This is a genomic window from Kitasatospora gansuensis, from assembly GCF_014203705.1.
In the GTDB taxonomy this organism is placed as follows: Bacteria; Actinomycetota; Actinomycetes; order Streptomycetales; family Streptomycetaceae; genus Kitasatospora; species Kitasatospora gansuensis.
Map to the genome: position 1 here is coordinate 2,107,853 of NZ_JACHJR010000001.1, position 13,794 is coordinate 2,121,646.

Annotated in this window: 15 protein-coding genes; 5 read left to right on the top strand and 10 right to left on the bottom strand. The window is 71.3% G+C overall.

Features of this window, described 5'->3' with window-relative positions:
• Window positions 1-202 precede the first annotated feature (202 nt).
• Together F4556_RS09285 and F4556_RS09290 are read left to right on the top strand one after the other, a co-directional pair.
• Window positions 203-649 carry a VOC family protein gene (locus tag F4556_RS09285; RefSeq protein WP_184913303.1) on the top strand — a complete coding sequence of 149 codons (447 nt, stop codon included), beginning with the start codon at window positions 203-205 and terminating at the stop codon, window positions 647-649.
• Window positions 650-655: 6 nt separating this feature from the next.
• Window positions 656-1,096 carry an SRPBCC family protein gene (locus tag F4556_RS09290; protein WP_184913305.1) on the top strand — a complete coding sequence of 147 codons (441 nt, stop codon included), beginning with the start codon at window positions 656-658 and terminating at the stop codon, window positions 1,094-1,096.
• A gap of 7 nt (window positions 1,097-1,103) precedes the next feature.
• On the opposite strand, the gene F4556_RS09295 is transcribed toward F4556_RS09290, so the two are convergent.
• Window positions 1,104-2,699 carry a hypothetical protein gene (locus tag F4556_RS09295; RefSeq protein WP_184913307.1) on the bottom strand — a complete coding sequence of 532 codons (1,596 nt, stop codon included), beginning with the start codon at window positions 2,697-2,699 and terminating at the stop codon, window positions 1,104-1,106.
• 370 nt (window positions 2,700-3,069) lie between these two features.
• Here F4556_RS09295 and F4556_RS09300 point away from each other — a divergent pair, with 370 nt between their 5' ends.
• A complete protein-coding gene (locus F4556_RS09300; protein WP_184913309.1) occupies window positions 3,070-4,392 on the top strand; it encodes an MFS transporter in 1,323 nt (440 codons plus the stop codon).
• A gap of 66 nt (window positions 4,393-4,458) precedes the next feature.
• Here the strand turns inward: F4556_RS09300 and F4556_RS09305 are convergent, their stop codons facing one another.
• The 8 genes from F4556_RS09305 to F4556_RS09340 are packed head-to-tail and all read right to left on the bottom strand — an operon-like array spanning window position 4,459 to window position 11,235.
• Window positions 4,459-4,854: a metal-sulfur cluster assembly factor gene (locus tag F4556_RS09305; protein ID WP_255359311.1), complete on the bottom strand. Its 396-nt coding sequence runs from the start codon at window positions 4,852-4,854 to the stop codon at window positions 4,459-4,461.
• A 20-nt stretch (window positions 4,855-4,874) separates the two neighbouring features.
• Complete coding sequence (gene sufU / locus F4556_RS09310; protein WP_184913311.1) at window positions 4,875-5,321, bottom strand: Fe-S cluster assembly sulfur transfer protein SufU; 447 nt, start codon at window positions 5,319-5,321, stop codon at window positions 4,875-4,877.
• A 14-nt stretch (window positions 5,322-5,335) separates the two neighbouring features.
• Window positions 5,336-6,607: a cysteine desulfurase gene (locus tag F4556_RS09315; protein WP_313068222.1), complete on the bottom strand. Its 1,272-nt coding sequence runs from the start codon at window positions 6,605-6,607 to the stop codon at window positions 5,336-5,338.
• Window positions 6,604-7,368 carry a Fe-S cluster assembly ATPase SufC gene (sufC, locus tag F4556_RS09320; protein ID WP_184913313.1) on the bottom strand — a complete coding sequence of 255 codons (765 nt, stop codon included), beginning with the start codon at window positions 7,366-7,368 and terminating at the stop codon, window positions 6,604-6,606. The genes F4556_RS09315 and sufC overlap by 4 nt, the downstream gene beginning before the upstream one ends.
• A 6-nt stretch (window positions 7,369-7,374) precedes the next feature.
• Window positions 7,375-7,692 carry a bifunctional 3-phenylpropionate/cinnamic acid dioxygenase ferredoxin subunit gene (locus F4556_RS09325; protein ID WP_184913315.1) on the bottom strand — a complete coding sequence of 106 codons (318 nt, stop codon included), beginning with the start codon at window positions 7,690-7,692 and terminating at the stop codon, window positions 7,375-7,377.
• A gap of 4 nt (window positions 7,693-7,696) precedes the next feature.
• On the bottom strand, window positions 7,697-8,929 hold the full coding sequence (gene sufD / locus F4556_RS09330) for a Fe-S cluster assembly protein SufD (protein ID WP_184913317.1): 1,233 nt from the start codon (window positions 8,927-8,929) through the stop codon (window positions 7,697-7,699).
• Window positions 8,930-8,983: 54 nt separating this feature from the next.
• Window positions 8,984-10,399 (bottom strand): Fe-S cluster assembly protein SufB, encoded by a 1,416-nt coding sequence (sufB, locus tag F4556_RS09335; RefSeq protein ID WP_184913319.1) that lies wholly within the window; start codon window positions 10,397-10,399, stop codon window positions 8,984-8,986.
• Window positions 10,396-11,235 (bottom strand): helix-turn-helix transcriptional regulator, encoded by an 840-nt coding sequence (locus F4556_RS09340; RefSeq protein ID WP_184913320.1) that lies wholly within the window; start codon window positions 11,233-11,235, stop codon window positions 10,396-10,398. Before F4556_RS09340 ends, sufB begins: the two co-directional genes overlap by 4 nt.
• 176 nt (window positions 11,236-11,411) lie before the next feature.
• Here F4556_RS09340 and F4556_RS09345 point away from each other — a divergent pair, with 176 nt between their 5' ends.
• Together F4556_RS09345 and F4556_RS09350 are read left to right on the top strand one after the other, a co-directional pair.
• On the top strand, window positions 11,412-12,335 hold the full coding sequence (locus F4556_RS09345) for an ABC transporter ATP-binding protein (protein WP_184913322.1): 924 nt from the start codon (window positions 11,412-11,414) through the stop codon (window positions 12,333-12,335).
• Window positions 12,332-13,099 carry an ABC transporter permease gene (locus F4556_RS09350; protein ID WP_184913324.1) on the top strand — a complete coding sequence of 256 codons (768 nt, stop codon included), beginning with the start codon at window positions 12,332-12,334 and terminating at the stop codon, window positions 13,097-13,099. The genes F4556_RS09345 and F4556_RS09350 overlap by 4 nt, the downstream gene beginning before the upstream one ends.
• 7 nt (window positions 13,100-13,106) lie before the next feature.
• Here F4556_RS09350 and F4556_RS09355 read toward each other — a convergent pair whose 3' ends face one another.
• A complete protein-coding gene (locus tag F4556_RS09355; protein ID WP_184913326.1) occupies window positions 13,107-13,664 on the bottom strand; it encodes an LAETG motif-containing sortase-dependent surface protein in 558 nt (185 codons plus the stop codon).
• Window positions 13,665-13,794: the final 130 nt, after the last annotated feature.

Below are 13,794 nucleotides of genomic sequence, written 5' to 3' on the forward strand. Positions count from 1 at the left end.
CCTCTGCCGCACCCCCGCGTGCTCGCCTGACCGTCGTTCACGACCGACCGCACCGGGCCTGGCCCGGCACCCCGCGCCGCGTCCGCCCCACGATACGGGGCCCGGACCTGCTGGGCCATCAGCTTCGCTCGTACGGTTGGCAGCCCGTCGTCCCGGCCCCGTCCGGCCCGGATTGTCAGTAGCCTTGCCTACTCTGGGAGGTATGACCGCAGCCACTCCGGCCTTCCCCGCCAGGATCAGCATCGTCACCCTCGGGGTGACCGACCTGGCCGCCAGCACCGCCTTCTACCAGGCACTCGGCTGGTCGCGCTCCGCCGCCTCCAACGACAACATCGTCTGGTTCCGCACCGCGGACTCGGCGCTCGGCCTCTTCCCCACCGAGGAGCTGGCCGCCGACGCGGGCGTCCCGGCGATCGGCGAGCCCTCCTTCCGCGGCGTCACCCTCGCGGTGAACCTCGAATCCCCCGAGCAGGTGGACGCCGCCCTGGCGGTCGCGGTCGAGGCCGGCGCCACCGTGGTCAAGCCCCCGGCCGCCACCGACTGGGGCGGCTACTCGGGCTACTTCGAGGACCTCGACGGCCACCTCTGGGAGCTGGCCCACAACCCGTTCTTTCCGTTCACCGAGACCGGCCAACTCGACCTGCCGTAGGCAATCGTGGACGCCAACCACTACCGGCTGACCTCGGTCTGGCCGCTCCCCGCCGAGCCGGTCCGGGTCTACCGCCTGCTCCGGGACGTCGAGAGCTACCCGCAGTGGTGGCCGCAGGTGCGCTCGGTGCGCCGGCTGACCGACCACAGCGGCGAGCTGGAGATCCGCTCGGTGCTGCCGTACGGGCTCCGGCTGACCGCCACCGAGCGGGAGCAGGACGAGGCGGGCCTGACCCTGGCCGCCGACCTGACCGGCGACCTGGTCGGCTGGTCCCGCTGGACGGTCCATCCGGCGGGTGCCGGCAGCCGGGCGGTCTTCGAGGAGGAAGTCCGCCCGGCGAAGGCCCTGATGCGCCGGCTCGCCCCGGTCGCCCGCCCGCTCTTCCTGGCCAACCACGCGGCCATGATGCGCGGCGGCCACCGGGGGCTCCGACGCCTGCTCAGCTGACCTCGCGTCAGCCGCTCTGCTGCGAGCGCGCCTTGAACGCGGCCTTCCGCGCTTCCTTGGCGACCGTCCGGTTCAGGTGCAGCTCGCCGATCGCCTCCAGCACGTCCCCCGTGTACGGGTGCCTGACCCGCCACAGCTCACCGAAGAAGCTGGCCGGGTTGTCGGTCACCGGCAGCTCGGCGATCAGCCGGTGCAGCACCTCGGCCTCGCCCTCGCTGGTCAGCAGCTGGGCCGCGAAGCCGTCCACCAGCGTCCACAGCACCATGCCGCGCTCCGGCGCCGTCACCTCCTCGCCCTGCCCGCGCAGCCAGGCCCGGGCCGCCCCGCCCAGCTCCGGGTCGTCCAGCACCTCGGCCACGGCCGGGCGGGCCGCCCCGCCGATCGCCTCCAGCGCCTGCATGCTGAGCAGCCGCCGGACCGGGCTGTACGGGTCGGTGCCCCGGGAGGCCGCCAGCAGCTCGCGGGCGGCGGTCTCCGGGTCGCGTCCGGCCAGCCAGACCAGCACCTCGCGCTCGGGCAGCACGTTCGCGGTCTCGGAGACCCCGCGCAGCAGGGCCTCGGCGTCGCCCTGGGCCAACTCGCCCACCAGCGGGGCGTCGTAGCCCTCCTCCAGCAGCCACTGCCGGACGCCGTACTGGCCCAGCGGGGTCAGCCGGACCAGCCCGAACCGGGCCGACTCCTCGTCGCTCAGCTCGCCCTCGCCGACCGGGGAGTCCTCCTCCTCGAACAGCTCGGGGTCGATCGGCTGGTGCTCCAGCAGACCGAGCTCCGCCAGATCGCCGAGCATCGGGTCCAGAGTGATCATCAGATCGGTGATGTCGCCGAGCAGTTCCTCGTCCGGCTCCTCGCCCTCCGGCACCACCAGCAGCGCGGCCAGCACACCCAGCGGCACGGTCTCCTCGCCCGGCTCGGCGAAGGCGGTGGTCTCGTAGAGCACCTGGAGCGCCTCGTCCAGCAGCTCGGCCGCCGCCTTGCGGGACTCCTCCACCGCCGCGAGCCGCTCCTCGTCGTCCTCCTCGGCCTCGGCCTCCTCGTCCGCCAGGTCCAGCGAGTCCGCCTCGGCGGCCAGCTCCCGGACGATCCCGGCGGCGGTCAGCCAGAGCTCCAGGACGGTCTCCTCGTCACCCGCCTCGGCCGGCTCCAGGTCCGGGCCCGGGATCGCCACGTGCTCGCCCGCCTCGGTGGTGCCGATCTCCACCAGGTCCAGGTCGCAGGCCAGCGACCAGGACCGCATCGCCTCGACCTCGGCCTCCTCGCCCTTCCCGAGACCGAGCAGCTCGGCGGCCGGCGCCCGGTCCTCGCCGAGCAGGTCACCGAACTCGTCCACCGGCCGGTGCGGCGCGGCCCAGCGGGCCAGCTTGAGCGCGGCGGCGATCAGCGGCACCGCGAGCGCGGCGTCGGCCAGCTCCCGCTCGGAGGGCAGCTGGATCGGGGGCACCAGCACCGCCGCGTCGTCCTGGTCCTCGTCCTGCCCGTGCGCGGCGAACGCCCCGTACAGGTCGGCCAGGTCGTAGTCGGCGGGCAGCAGGCGCTCGTCAGCAGCGCGGTCCGCACCGGAGCCGGCCGACGGGTTGTCAGGGGTGCTGCTGCTGCGTTCGGACATCGTTGCGAGGTCTCCCGTGGTGGCGGTGGTCACTGCCCGAAGGACCGTCTGGGTGGCGGTCCATCAGCTCAGCGTATCCGTACCGGCCCCGGCCCGCCGGAGCCGCACGCCGGAACGGCCCGCATCGGCGTCGCGAGCTGACGGAGTCCGTCCGGCACCTGCCGACGTGTCGGAGCCGACACCCTGGAGCGCACCTGCGCAGGTCAGTGACCACGTATCCTGCATCAGGAACGGTGCACAACCCTGGTACCGGCCATCGGGCAACGAAGCCCGCCCCGTACATCTCGCCCCACCAGGGCTCTCCGTCCGGCCACCACCCCAGGCCCGGTCCGGCCCACGGTGGTGCCCGGCCACACAGGAGACCCCTGCCATGGCGGACCTCTCCCCCGCCGGCGCCGGACTGTCCACCGCACAGTTCGAAGGACGCCGGCTCTCGGAGGCCCTGCTCCCCCTGGAGCTCGCACCACGCACGCAGCTCCAGCTCGCCGCGATCAGCCGCTGGAACGCGCTGCGCGGCATACGCGTCGGCCTGGTGGCCGCCGCCCTGCTGTTCCTGCTGGTCGGCGCCAATCTGGCGACCCCGATCTACCCGGTGCTCCAGCGTCAGCTCGGCCTGACCGCGCTCGACACCACCGTCCTCTTCACCGTCTACGTCTTCGCCCTGGTCCCGGTGCTGGCCGCGGTCGGCCACTGGTCCGACCACCTCGGGCGGCGCGCGATGATCCTGCCCGCCGTGGCCCTGGCGGCCGGCGGCGACGTCCTGTTCGCCACCGCGGGCAGCTTCTGGCAGCTGGCCCTCGGCCGGGCCGTCCAGGGCATCGCGGTCGGCTTCGCCACCGGCGCCGCCGGTGCCGCACTCGGCGACCTGCTGCCCGACCACCCGACGCTGGCCGCCAAACTCACCCTGGCCTGCTCGGCCGGCGGCGTGGCGCTCGGCCCGATCGTCGGCTCTCTCCTCTCCTCCGGCGAACACCCGCTGCTGACGCCCTTCCTGCTGCACGCCATCGCGCTACTGGCCCTGTGCGTCCCGCTCGCCCTGGTCCACCCCCGGATGCCCGGACGCCAACGGCCGCCCGCCGCCCCGCCGCGCATCACCACCCCCGCCCACCTGCGCCCGCAGCGCCTGCGGCTGCCGCGCACCGGCCGCCGCGAGTTCCTGCTCGCCTCCGCCGCGGGCTTCGTCTCGTACGCGGTCTTCGGGGTCTACCTCAGCCTGGCCCCGGCCTTCTCCGCCAAGCTGCTGGACACCACCTCCTCGCTGACCGGCGCGGTGGTCGCCGCCCTGCTGCTCGGCTCCTCGGCCACCGCCCAGCTGCTGGTGCCGCCCACCGCCGACCGCTTGGTGATCGCCCTCGGCATGGCGGGTCTGGCCGCCGGCCTGGCCCTGGTGGTCACCGCCCTCTACACCGGCACCCCGGCCCTGCTCTTCCTCGGCAGCGTGCTCGGCGGCGCCTGCCAGGGCGTGGCCTTCCGCTCCCTCTTCACCACCGCCGTCGCCGCGATGAACCCCGAACGCCGCGGCAGCGAGCTCTCCACCCTCTGGGTCATCGTCTACCTCGGCTCCTCCCTCCCGATCGTCGCCGTCGGCGCCCTGACCCAGCGGTACGGCCTGCTCCCGGCCGTCAGCGGCTTCGTCTGCGTCGCCGCCCTGGCCTGCCTCGGCCTGGCCGGAGCGGTCCTCCGGAAGCGGTAGCGGGCACGCGAAAGGGCCCGGTTCTCCGCGCGGAGAACCGGGCCCTTTCGGCTGTGTGACGGCTGATCAGACGTTGAAGCCGAGCGCGCGAAGCTGGTCGCGGCCGTCGTCGGTGATCTTGTCCGGGCCCCACGGCGGCATCCAGACCCAGTTGATCCGGAGGTCCTGGACCAGACCGTCGGTGGCGGTCTTGGCCTGGTCCTCGATCACGTCGGTGAGCGGGCAGGCCGCCGAGGTGAGGGTCATGTCGATGGTGGCCACGTCGGACTCGTCGATGTGGATGCCGTAGATCAGGCCCAGGTTGACGACGTCGATGCCCAGCTCGGGGTCGACGACGTCCATCAGGGCCTCGGTCAGGTCCTCGACGGAGACGGTGCCGGCCGTGGTGCCGACGATCACGGTCGGACCCTCGGTCGAGGGCGCCGCCGCCTCGGCCGGCGTACCGGTCTCGGTGTCGCTCATGAGTGCTTCCTTAAAGGTCGTCAGACGGCGGGGTGTTCGGCGAGCGCCTTGGCGGTGGCGTCCTTCCAGGCCATCCAGCTCAGCAGCGCGCACTTGACCCGGGCCGGGAACTTGGAGACACCGGCGAACGCGACCGCGTCCTCCAGCACCTCTTCGTCGCCGACGCCCTGGCCCTTGCTCTGCATGAGCTCCAGGAAGGCCTCCTGGATCGCCTGTGCCTCGCCCACGGACTTGCCGACCACCAGGTCGTTCAGCACCGAGGCGCTGGCCTGGCTGATCGAGCAGCCCTGGGACTCGTAGGAGACGTCCGCCACCACTGCGCCGTCGAGCCGCACCCGCAGGGTGATCTCGTCGCCGCAGGTCGGGTTGACGTGGTGCACCTCGGCGTCGCCGTCCCGCAGCCCCTTGCCGTGGGGGTTCTTGTAGTGCTCCAGGATGATCTCCTGGTACATCGAGTCGAGCTTCATTCCGCGCTCACCCCTCAGCCGAAGAAGTTCCGGACGTGGTGCAGGCCGTCGATCAGTGCGTCGACATCGGCCGGCGTCGAGTACAGGTAGAACGACGCCCGCGTGGTCGCCGGAATTCCGTACCGCAGGCAGACCGGCCGCGCGCAGTGGTGGCCGACCCGGACCGCGATGCCCTGCTCGTCGAGCACCTGGCCGACGTCGTGCGGGTGGATGTCGCCGAGCGTGAAGGAGATCGCCGCGCCGCGGTCGACAGCCGTGCGCGGGCCGATGATCCGCAGGTCGGGGACCTCGAGCAGACGCCGCACCGCGTACTCGGTGATGGTGTGCTCGTGCTGGGCGATCCGCTCCATGCCGATGGCCGACAGGTAGTCGATGGCCGCACCGAGCCCGACCGCCTGGGCGATCGGCGGGGTGCCCGCCTCGAACTTGTGCGGTGCAGGGGCGTAGGTCGAGGCGCCCATGGTGACGGTCTCGATCATCTCGCCGCCACCGAGGAACGGCGGGAGGTCCTCCAGCAGCTCCTGCCGGCCCCACAGCACGCCGATGCCCGTCGGGCCCAGCATCTTGTGGCCGGTGAAGGCGACGAAGTCGGCGCCCAGCTCCTGCACGTCCAGCACCATGTGCGGGGCGGCCTGCGAGGCGTCGATCAGCACCAGCGCGCCGACGTCCTGGGCGCGCCGGACGATCGCCTCGACCGGGTTGACCGTGCCCATCAGGTTGGAGACCAGCGTGAAGGAGACGATCTTCGTCTTCTCGTTGATCAGCTCGTTGATGTTCGACAGGTCGAGCCGGCCCTCGTCGGTCAGGCCGAACCACTTCAGCTTCGCGCCGGTGCGCTGCGAGAGCAGCTGCCACGGCACGATGTTGGAGTGGTGCTCCATCTCGGTGATGACCACCTCCGCGTCGGCGTCGACGCGGTACGGCTCGTCGGCCCAACCCAGCATGTTGGCAACGAGGTTGAGCGACTCCGAAGCGTTCTTGGTGAAGATCACCTCGTCCCGGCTCGGCGCGTTGATGAAGGCCGCGACCTTGTCCCGGGCACCCTCGTACAGCGCCGTGGCCTCTTCGGCCAGCACGTGCACACCGCGGTGCACGTTGGCGTTGTGCCGCTCGTAGTAGCCGTTCAGCGCGTCGAGCACCTGCTGGGGCTTCTGCGAGGTCGCCGCGTTGTCCAGGTAGATCAGGGGCTTCTCGTCGTGCAGCACGCGCTGCAGGATCGGGAAGTCCTTGCGGATCGCGTCGCCGAACTCCTGCGCCTCGGCCAGCGCCGAGTCATGGGTTGTCACTCGGAAGCGCCACCCTTCACATAGGACGCGTAGCCCTCGTTCTCCAGCTTGTCGGCGAGCTCGGCGCCACCGGACTCGACGATCCGGCCGGCCGAGAAGACGTGCACGAAGTCGGGCTTGATGTACTTCAGGATGCGGGTGTAGTGGGTCACCAGCAGGGTGCCCACCTCGCCGGAGGAGGCGACCCGGTTGATGCCCTCGGAGACCTGACGGAGCGCGTCGACGTCGAGGCCGGAGTCGGTCTCGTCGAGGATCGCGATCTTCGGCTTGAGCAGCTCGAGCTGGAGGATCTCGTGGCGCTTCTTCTCGCCGCCGGAGAAGCCCTCGTTCACGTTGCGCTCGGCGAAGGCCGGGTCCATCTGCAGGGCGGCCATCGCCTCCTTGACCTCCTTGACCCACAGCCGCAGCTTGGGGGCCTCGCCGCGGACGGCGGTGGCGGCGGTGCGCAGGAAGTTGGAGACCGAGACGCCGGGGACCTCGACCGGGTACTGCATGGCCAGGAAGACGCCGGCCCGGGCACGCTCGTCGACGGTCATCTCCAGCACGTTCTCGCCGTCCAGCAGCACGCTGCCGCCGGTGACGGTGTACTTGGGGTGCCCGGCCAGCGTGTACGCCAGGGTGGACTTGCCGGAGCCGTTCGGGCCCATGATGGCGTGGGTCTCGCCCTGCTTGACCGTCAGGTCGACGCCCTTGAGGATCTCGCGGGGGCCGTTCTCGGTCTCGACGGAGACGTGCAGGTCACGGATTTCAAGCGTTGCCATATGTACTCAGGACTCCTGGTAGACGGAGACGAGCACATCGTCCCCTTCGATCTTTACGGGGTAGACGGGGACCGGCTTGGTCGCGGGCAGGCCGGAGGGCTTGCCGGTGCGCAGGTCGAAGCTGGAGCCGTGCAGCCAGCACTCGATCGCGCAGTCCTCGACCTCGCCCTCGGAGAGCGACACGTTCGCGTGCGAGCAGATGTCGTTGATCGCGAACACCTCGCCCTCGGTGCGGACGATCGAGACCGGGACACCGTTCAGCTCGACGCGCTTGGGGGTGTCCTCCGCCAAGTCGGCCAGCGAGCAGGCACGGAGAAAACTCATCGGGTCAGACCGTCGCTTCCAGCTCGGCCTCGATCTTCTCCATGAGGTGGTCCTGGATCTCGGCGACGCCGATCTGCTGGACCAGCTCGGCGAAGAAGCCGCGCACCACCAGGCGCCGGGCGTCGTCGGCCGGGATGCCGCGGGACTGCAGGTAGAAGAGCTGCTCGTCGTCGAAGCGGCCGGTCGCGGAGGCGTGGCCGGCGCCGACGATCTCGCCGGTCTCGATCTCCAGGTTCGGGATCGAGTCGACCCGGGCACCGTCGGTGAGCACCAGGTTGCGGTTGTGCTCGTAGGTGTCGGTGCCCTCGGCGGCGGCGCGGATCAGCACGTCGCCGACCCAGACCGCGTGCGCGTCCTTGCCCTGCAGGGCGCCCTTGTAGACCACGTTCGACCGGCAGTGCGGGGTGTCGTGGTCGATCACCAGGCGGTGCTCGAGGTGCTGACCGGCGTCCGCGAAGTACAGGCCGTACAGCTCGGCCTCGCCGCCGGGGCCCGCGTAGTTGACCCGCGGGTGCAGCCGGACCAGGTCGCCGCCGAAGGTGACCACGACGGACTTGAGCGAGGCGTCCCGGCCGATCAGCGCGGTCTGCTGGGCGACGTGCACCGCGTCCCGGTCCCAGTCCTGGACCGAGACGAAGGTGAGCTTGGCGCCGTCGCCGAGCACCAGCTCGACGTTGGCGGCGCGCACGCCGGTGCCGGTGTGGTTGAGCACCACGACCGCCTCGGCGAACGGCTTGACCTCGATCAGCACGTGGGCGAAGGCGACGCCGCCCTCACCGTGCACGTCGATCTTCACCGGCTCGGTGAGCACGGCGTCCTGGGCCACCGTGACGACCAGGGCCTGGGTGAAGGCGCTGAATGCCTGCGCGGCGACCCGGTCGACCGGCTTGCCGGCCTTGCCGAGCCGGGCGTCGTCGCGCCCCACGGTCTCGGCGGTGACGCCCTCGGGCAGCCCGAGCTCGACCTTGTCGGTGCCCGACGCGCCCTCGGCGGCGGTGCCGTCGTGCAGCCCGCGGAGGCGGTGCATCGGCGTGAACCGCCAGTCCTCCTCGCGGCCGTGCGGCACCGGGAAGTCGGTCACGTCGTACGAGGGCTTGACCGCGACGCGGGCGTCGATCGGCTGCTGCACGGTGGCCCGGCCGGTGCCGGGACCGGCCAGCTGCGCGCCTGCGCCGGCGGTGCCGACCTCGATCGAACCGGCGGTCGTGGAGCCGGTGGTGTTCTGAACGTCAGCCATAGCTGTCGTAGTGCTCTCTTTCTGGAAAACGGACTGGACTACGAGCGGCTGGCGTCAGCCGACGGAGCCCTCCATCTGCAGCTCGATCAGCCGGTTGAGCTCGAGCGCGTACTCCATCGGCAGCTCACGCGCGATCGGCTCGACGAAGCCACGGACGATCATCGCCATCGCCTCGAACTCGGTCATGCCACGGCTCATCAGGTAGAAGAGCTGGTCCTCGCTGACCTTGGAGACGGTGGCCTCGTGGCCCATCGACACGTCGTCCTCGCGGACGTCCACGTAGGGGTACGTGTCGGAGCGCGAGATCGTGTCGACCAGCAGCGCGTCGCAGAGCACGTTGGACTTGGCGCCCTTGGAGCCCTCGCCGATCTCGATCAGACCGCGGTAGGAGGTCCGGCCACCGCCACGCGCCACCGACTTGGAGACGATGTTGGAGGAGGTGTTCGGCGCCATGTGCACCATCTTGGCGCCGGCGTCCTGGTGCTGGCCCTCGCCCGCGAAGGCGATCGACAGGGTCTCGCCCTTGGCGTGCTCGCCCATCAGGTAGACGGCCGGGTACTTCATGGTGACCTTGGAGCCGATGTTGCCGTCGACCCACTCCATGGTCGCGCCCTCGTACGCCACGGCGCGCTTGGTGACCAGGTTGTAGACGTTGTTCGACCAGTTCTGGATCGTCGTGTAGCGGCAGCGGCCGCCCTTCTTGACGATGATCTCGACCACGGCGCTGTGCAGCGAGTCCGAGGAGTAGATCGGGGCGGTGCAGCCCTCGACGTAGTGGACGTAGGCGTCCTCGTCGACGATGATCAGCGTCCGCTCGAACTGGCCCATGTTCTCGGTGTTGATCCGGAAGTAGGCCTGCAGCGGGATGTCGACGTGCACGCCCTTCGGCACGTAGATGAACGAGCCGCCGGACCAGACCGCCGTGTTCAGCGCGGCGAACTTGTTGTCGCCGACCGGGATCACGGTGCCGAAGTACTCCTTGAAGATCTCCGGGTGCTCCTTGAGCGCGGTGTCCGTGTCCAGGAAGATCACGCCCTGCTCCTCCAGGTCCTCGCGGATCTGGTGGTACACGACCTCGGACTCGTACTGCGCGGCGACACCGGCGACCAGGCGCTGCTTCTCCGCCTCCGGGATGCCGAGGCGGTCGTACGTCGCCTTGATGTCGGCGGGCAGGTCCTCCCAGGACTCGGCCTGCTTCTCGGTGGAGCGGACGAAGTACTTGATGTTGTCGAAGTCGATGCCGGTGAGGTCGGAGCCCCAGGTCGGCATGGGCTTCTTGCCGAACAGCTTCAGGCCCTTGAGGCGCAGGTTGAGCATCCACTCCGACTCGGACTTCTTCGCCGAGATGTCGCGGACGACCTCCTCGCTCAGCCCGCGCTTGGCGGTGGCACCGGCGGCGTCCGGGTCGGACCAGCCGTACTCGTAGGTGCCGAGACCATCGAGCTCGGGGTGCGAAACGGTGTCAGTCATGCGAGGTTCCTCCGCGCGGACGCAGGTTCGGATGGAGTAGACGTACCGGCAGTCGGCACTGCACCGGGCAGCGGACGGACGCCCGCTGACGATGCGGCACCGGGTGCCGGCACATAGGTGGTGCAGACCCCGTCGCCGTGGGCGATGGTGGCCAGCCTTTGCACATGGGTGCCCAGGAGCTGGGAGAAGACCTCGGTCTCCGCCTCGCAGAGCTGTGGGAACTGCTCGGCGATGTGCGCGACCGGGCAGTGGTGCTGGCAGAGCTGGGCGCCGGCCGGGGCCACCGAAGAGGCTCCCGAGGGCACTCGCCGCACCGTTGCAGCGTACCCGTCGGCACTCAGCGCCTGCGCGAGTGCCTCCGTCCGGGACTCCGTCGTGGCCTGCTCCAGGGCGTCGCGGTAGCGCTCGCCCTGGCGGCCGAACCGGGCCCGGGCGAAGGCGGTGACCGCCTCCTCGCCCGCCTTGCCGCCGCCGACCGCCTCGGAGATCCAGCGCAGCGCGTCGGCCGCGAGCTGGTCGTACGCCTGGTAGAAGGCGTCCCGGCCGGACTCGGTGAGCGCGAAGACCTTGGCCGGACGGCCCCGGCCCCGGCTGCCGTAGACCCGCTGCTCGCGGGCGTCGACCAGACCGGCGGCGGCCAGACCGTCCAGGTGCCGCCGGACGGCGGCGGAGGTCAGGCCGAGCCTGGTGGCCAGGTCGGCGGCCGAGGAGGGACCGTGGTCGAGGATCGACCGGGCGACCCTGTCCCGGGTGGCGCGGTGGCCGTCCCCCTCGGGCGCGGGCAGCACAGAACCGGGGGCCGACTCGGCCTCCGGCAGCTGGGCATACTCGCGCATGTTTTTCACAACACGATTGTTGCGTAATTCATTCCACAGGGACAACCCGTGATCCACGACGCATCGGTGGCGTCAATCACGCAGGCAAGCCTTACCTGACCTGCCGCCTGACCTGCGTAAACGATCAACCCGGCCCACGGCAGGGGTGGTAGGGGTCGGCAAATAGACTCCGGGGCATGCATAGCGAACCTGCGGTCGAGGTGACCGGCCTGGTGAAGCGGTACGGGCCGAAGACGGCGGTGGACGGGCTCGACCTGACCATCGCGCGTGGCACCGTGACCGCCGTGCTCGGTCCGAACGGCGCCGGGAAGACCACCACGATCGAGACCTGCGAGGGCTTCCGCCGCCCGGACGCCGGGACGGTCCGGGTGCTCGGCCTCGACCCGGTCGCCGACGCCCGGGCGCTCCGGCCCCGGGTCGGCGTGATGCTCCAGTCCGGCGGCGTCTACCCCGGCGCCCGCGCGGTCGAGATGCTCCGGCACACCGCGAAGCTGCACGCCCACCCGCTCGACGTGGACGCCCTGGTCGAGCGGCTCGGCCTCGGCTCCTGCGGCCGGACCGCCTACCGGCGGCTCTCCGGCGGCCAGCAGCAGCGGCTGGCCCTGGCGATGGCCGTGGTCGGCCGCCCCGAGCTGGTCTTCCTGGACGAGCCCACCGCCGGGCTCGACCCGCAGGCCCGCCGGGCCACCTGGGAGCTGGTCCGCGACCTGCGCCGGGACGGCGTGACCGTGGTGCTGACCACCCATCACCTGGACGAGGCCGAGCAGCTGGCCGACCGGGTGGCGATCGTGGACGGCGGCAAGGTGATCGCCGAGGGCAGCGTCGAGGAGCTCTGCCGGGGCGGCTCGGAGAGCAGCCTGCACTTCGACGGCCCGCCCGGACTCGACCTCGGCTCACTGCACAAGGTGCTGCCGGACGGGGCCTCGGCCACCGAGCCGAGCCCCGGCTCGTACCGGGTGGAGGCTCCGCTCGACCCGGCCCTGCTCGCCACCGTGACCGCCTGGTGCGCCGAGTCGGGCGTGCTGCCCGAGCGTCTGACGGTGCGTCGGCGCAGCCTCGAAGACGTCTTCCTCGAATTGACCGGACGGGAACTGCGATGACCACCACCTACGAGCCGAGGCCGGGCGCGGCGCCGGTCGGCCGGATGCTGCTGGCGCAGACCGCGTTCGAGACGAAGATGCTGCTGCGCAACGGTGAGCAGCTGCTGCTCACCGTGGTGATCCCGACCGTGCTGCTGGTGCTGTTCAGCGCCGTGGACGTGGTCGACGTGACGGGGCCCGGCAAGCGGGTCGACTTCCTGGCGCCCGGGCTGCTGGCGCTGGCGGTGATGTCCACCGCGTTCACCGGGCAGGCGATCGCCACCGGTTTCGAGCGGCGGTACGGCGTGCTGAAGCGGCTGGGCGCCTCGCCGCTGCCGCGCTGGGCGCTGCTGGCCGCGAAGACCGGCTGCGTGCTGGTCACCGAGGCGCTCCAGGTGGCGCTGCTCTCGGTGATCGCGCTCGGCCTGGGCTGGTCGCCGCAGGGCAGCCCGCTCGCGGTGGTGGCGCTGCTGGTGCTGGGCACGGCCGCGTTCTCCGGCCTCGGCCTGCTGATGGCGGGCACCCTGCGGGCGGAGGCCACGCTGGCCGCCGCCAACCTGGTCTTCGTCCTGCTGCTGCTGGCGGGCGGCGTGGTCGTCCCGCTGTCGAAGTTCCCGGCGGCGGTCCAGCCGGTGCTGGAGCTGCTGCCGATCAGCGCGCTCTCGGACGGCCTGCGGACCGTCCTGCAGGACGGCGCCGGGATGCCCTGGGCGGACCTGGGCATCCTCGGCGCCTGGGCAGCGGTCGGTCTCGGGCTGGCCGCCCGGTTCTTCCGCTGGGAGTGACCGCTGGCTAGCGCGAGCGGCGGCGGGTGAGCAGCACCAGCGCGCCGCCGATGACGACCACGCCGGCCCCGGCCGCCGCGATCACCCCGGCGTTGCTGCCGCCGCCGGTCTCGGCCAGCTGCGGTCCGGTGGGCTTGGGCGAAGGCGCCTTGCTCACCGGGGGCGTCGGGGTGGGGGTGACCACCTTCGGGGGCGGCGTCGGGGACGGCGACGGCGGGCAGGGCGTGACCGTGCCGGTCTTGGTGACCGGCTCCTTCGGCTGCTCGTCGGTGGTGATGATGAGCTCCACCGCCAGGTCCTTGGTGTGCGCCTTCACCGGGAAGTCCTGGCTGAACGAGGCGCCGAACTCCTTCTTGTCCAGCAGCTTCTCGCCATCCACCGTGAGGGTGATCCGGTTGGTGAACTGCGGGTTGTAGCTGGCCACCTTGAGGCTGACCTTGTCGCAGCTCAGCGTCCACTCCGAGGTGTGCGCCGCCGCGCTGCCGGCCAGCAGCAGCGGGGTGAGCGCACCCAGCCCCACCGCGCCCGCGACCAGCGTGCCGGGTATTCCGCGCAGCCGTGCCATCTTGTTCTTCCCTCCCGAACGGCCTTGTCCGACAAGGGTCTTGACCCTCGTACGGACCTTCGGGGGCGGACTCTACCCGCGGCCGCCGGACGACCTGCCGGACTTGACGAAAAACGCACACCCGCCGATC

What these genes read in the sequence shown, in the direction of transcription:
- F4556_RS09285 (WP_184913303.1), top strand. Translation starts at nt 203, where the DNA reads ATGACCGCAGCCACTCCGGCCTTCCCCGCCAGGATCAGCATCGTCACC.
- F4556_RS09295 (WP_184913307.1), bottom strand. Translation starts at nt 2,699, where the DNA reads ATGTCCGAACGCAGCAGCAGCACCCCTGACAACCCGTCGGCCGGCTCC.
- F4556_RS09300 (WP_184913309.1), top strand. Translation starts at nt 3,070, where the DNA reads ATGGCGGACCTCTCCCCCGCCGGCGCCGGACTGTCCACCGCACAGTTC.
- F4556_RS09305 (WP_255359311.1), bottom strand. Translation starts at nt 4,854, where the DNA reads ATGAGCGACACCGAGACCGGTACGCCGGCCGAGGCGGCGGCGCCCTCG.
- sufU (WP_184913311.1), bottom strand. Translation starts at nt 5,321, where the DNA reads ATGAAGCTCGACTCGATGTACCAGGAGATCATCCTGGAGCACTACAAG.
- sufC (WP_184913313.1), bottom strand. Translation starts at nt 7,368, where the DNA reads ATGGCAACGCTTGAAATCCGTGACCTGCACGTCTCCGTCGAGACCGAG.
- F4556_RS09325 (WP_184913315.1), bottom strand. Translation starts at nt 7,692, where the DNA reads ATGAGTTTTCTCCGTGCCTGCTCGCTGGCCGACTTGGCGGAGGACACC.
- sufD (WP_184913317.1), bottom strand. Translation starts at nt 8,929, where the DNA reads ATGGCTGACGTTCAGAACACCACCGGCTCCACGACCGCCGGTTCGATC.
- sufB (WP_184913319.1), bottom strand. Translation starts at nt 10,399, where the DNA reads ATGACTGACACCGTTTCGCACCCCGAGCTCGATGGTCTCGGCACCTAC.
- F4556_RS09340 (WP_184913320.1), bottom strand. Translation starts at nt 11,235, where the DNA reads ATGCGCGAGTATGCCCAGCTGCCGGAGGCCGAGTCGGCCCCCGGTTCT.
- F4556_RS09345 (WP_184913322.1), top strand. Translation starts at nt 11,412, where the DNA reads ATGCATAGCGAACCTGCGGTCGAGGTGACCGGCCTGGTGAAGCGGTAC.
- F4556_RS09350 (WP_184913324.1), top strand. Translation starts at nt 12,332, where the DNA reads ATGACCACCACCTACGAGCCGAGGCCGGGCGCGGCGCCGGTCGGCCGG.
- F4556_RS09355 (WP_184913326.1), bottom strand. Translation starts at nt 13,664, where the DNA reads ATGGCACGGCTGCGCGGAATACCCGGCACGCTGGTCGCGGGCGCGGTG.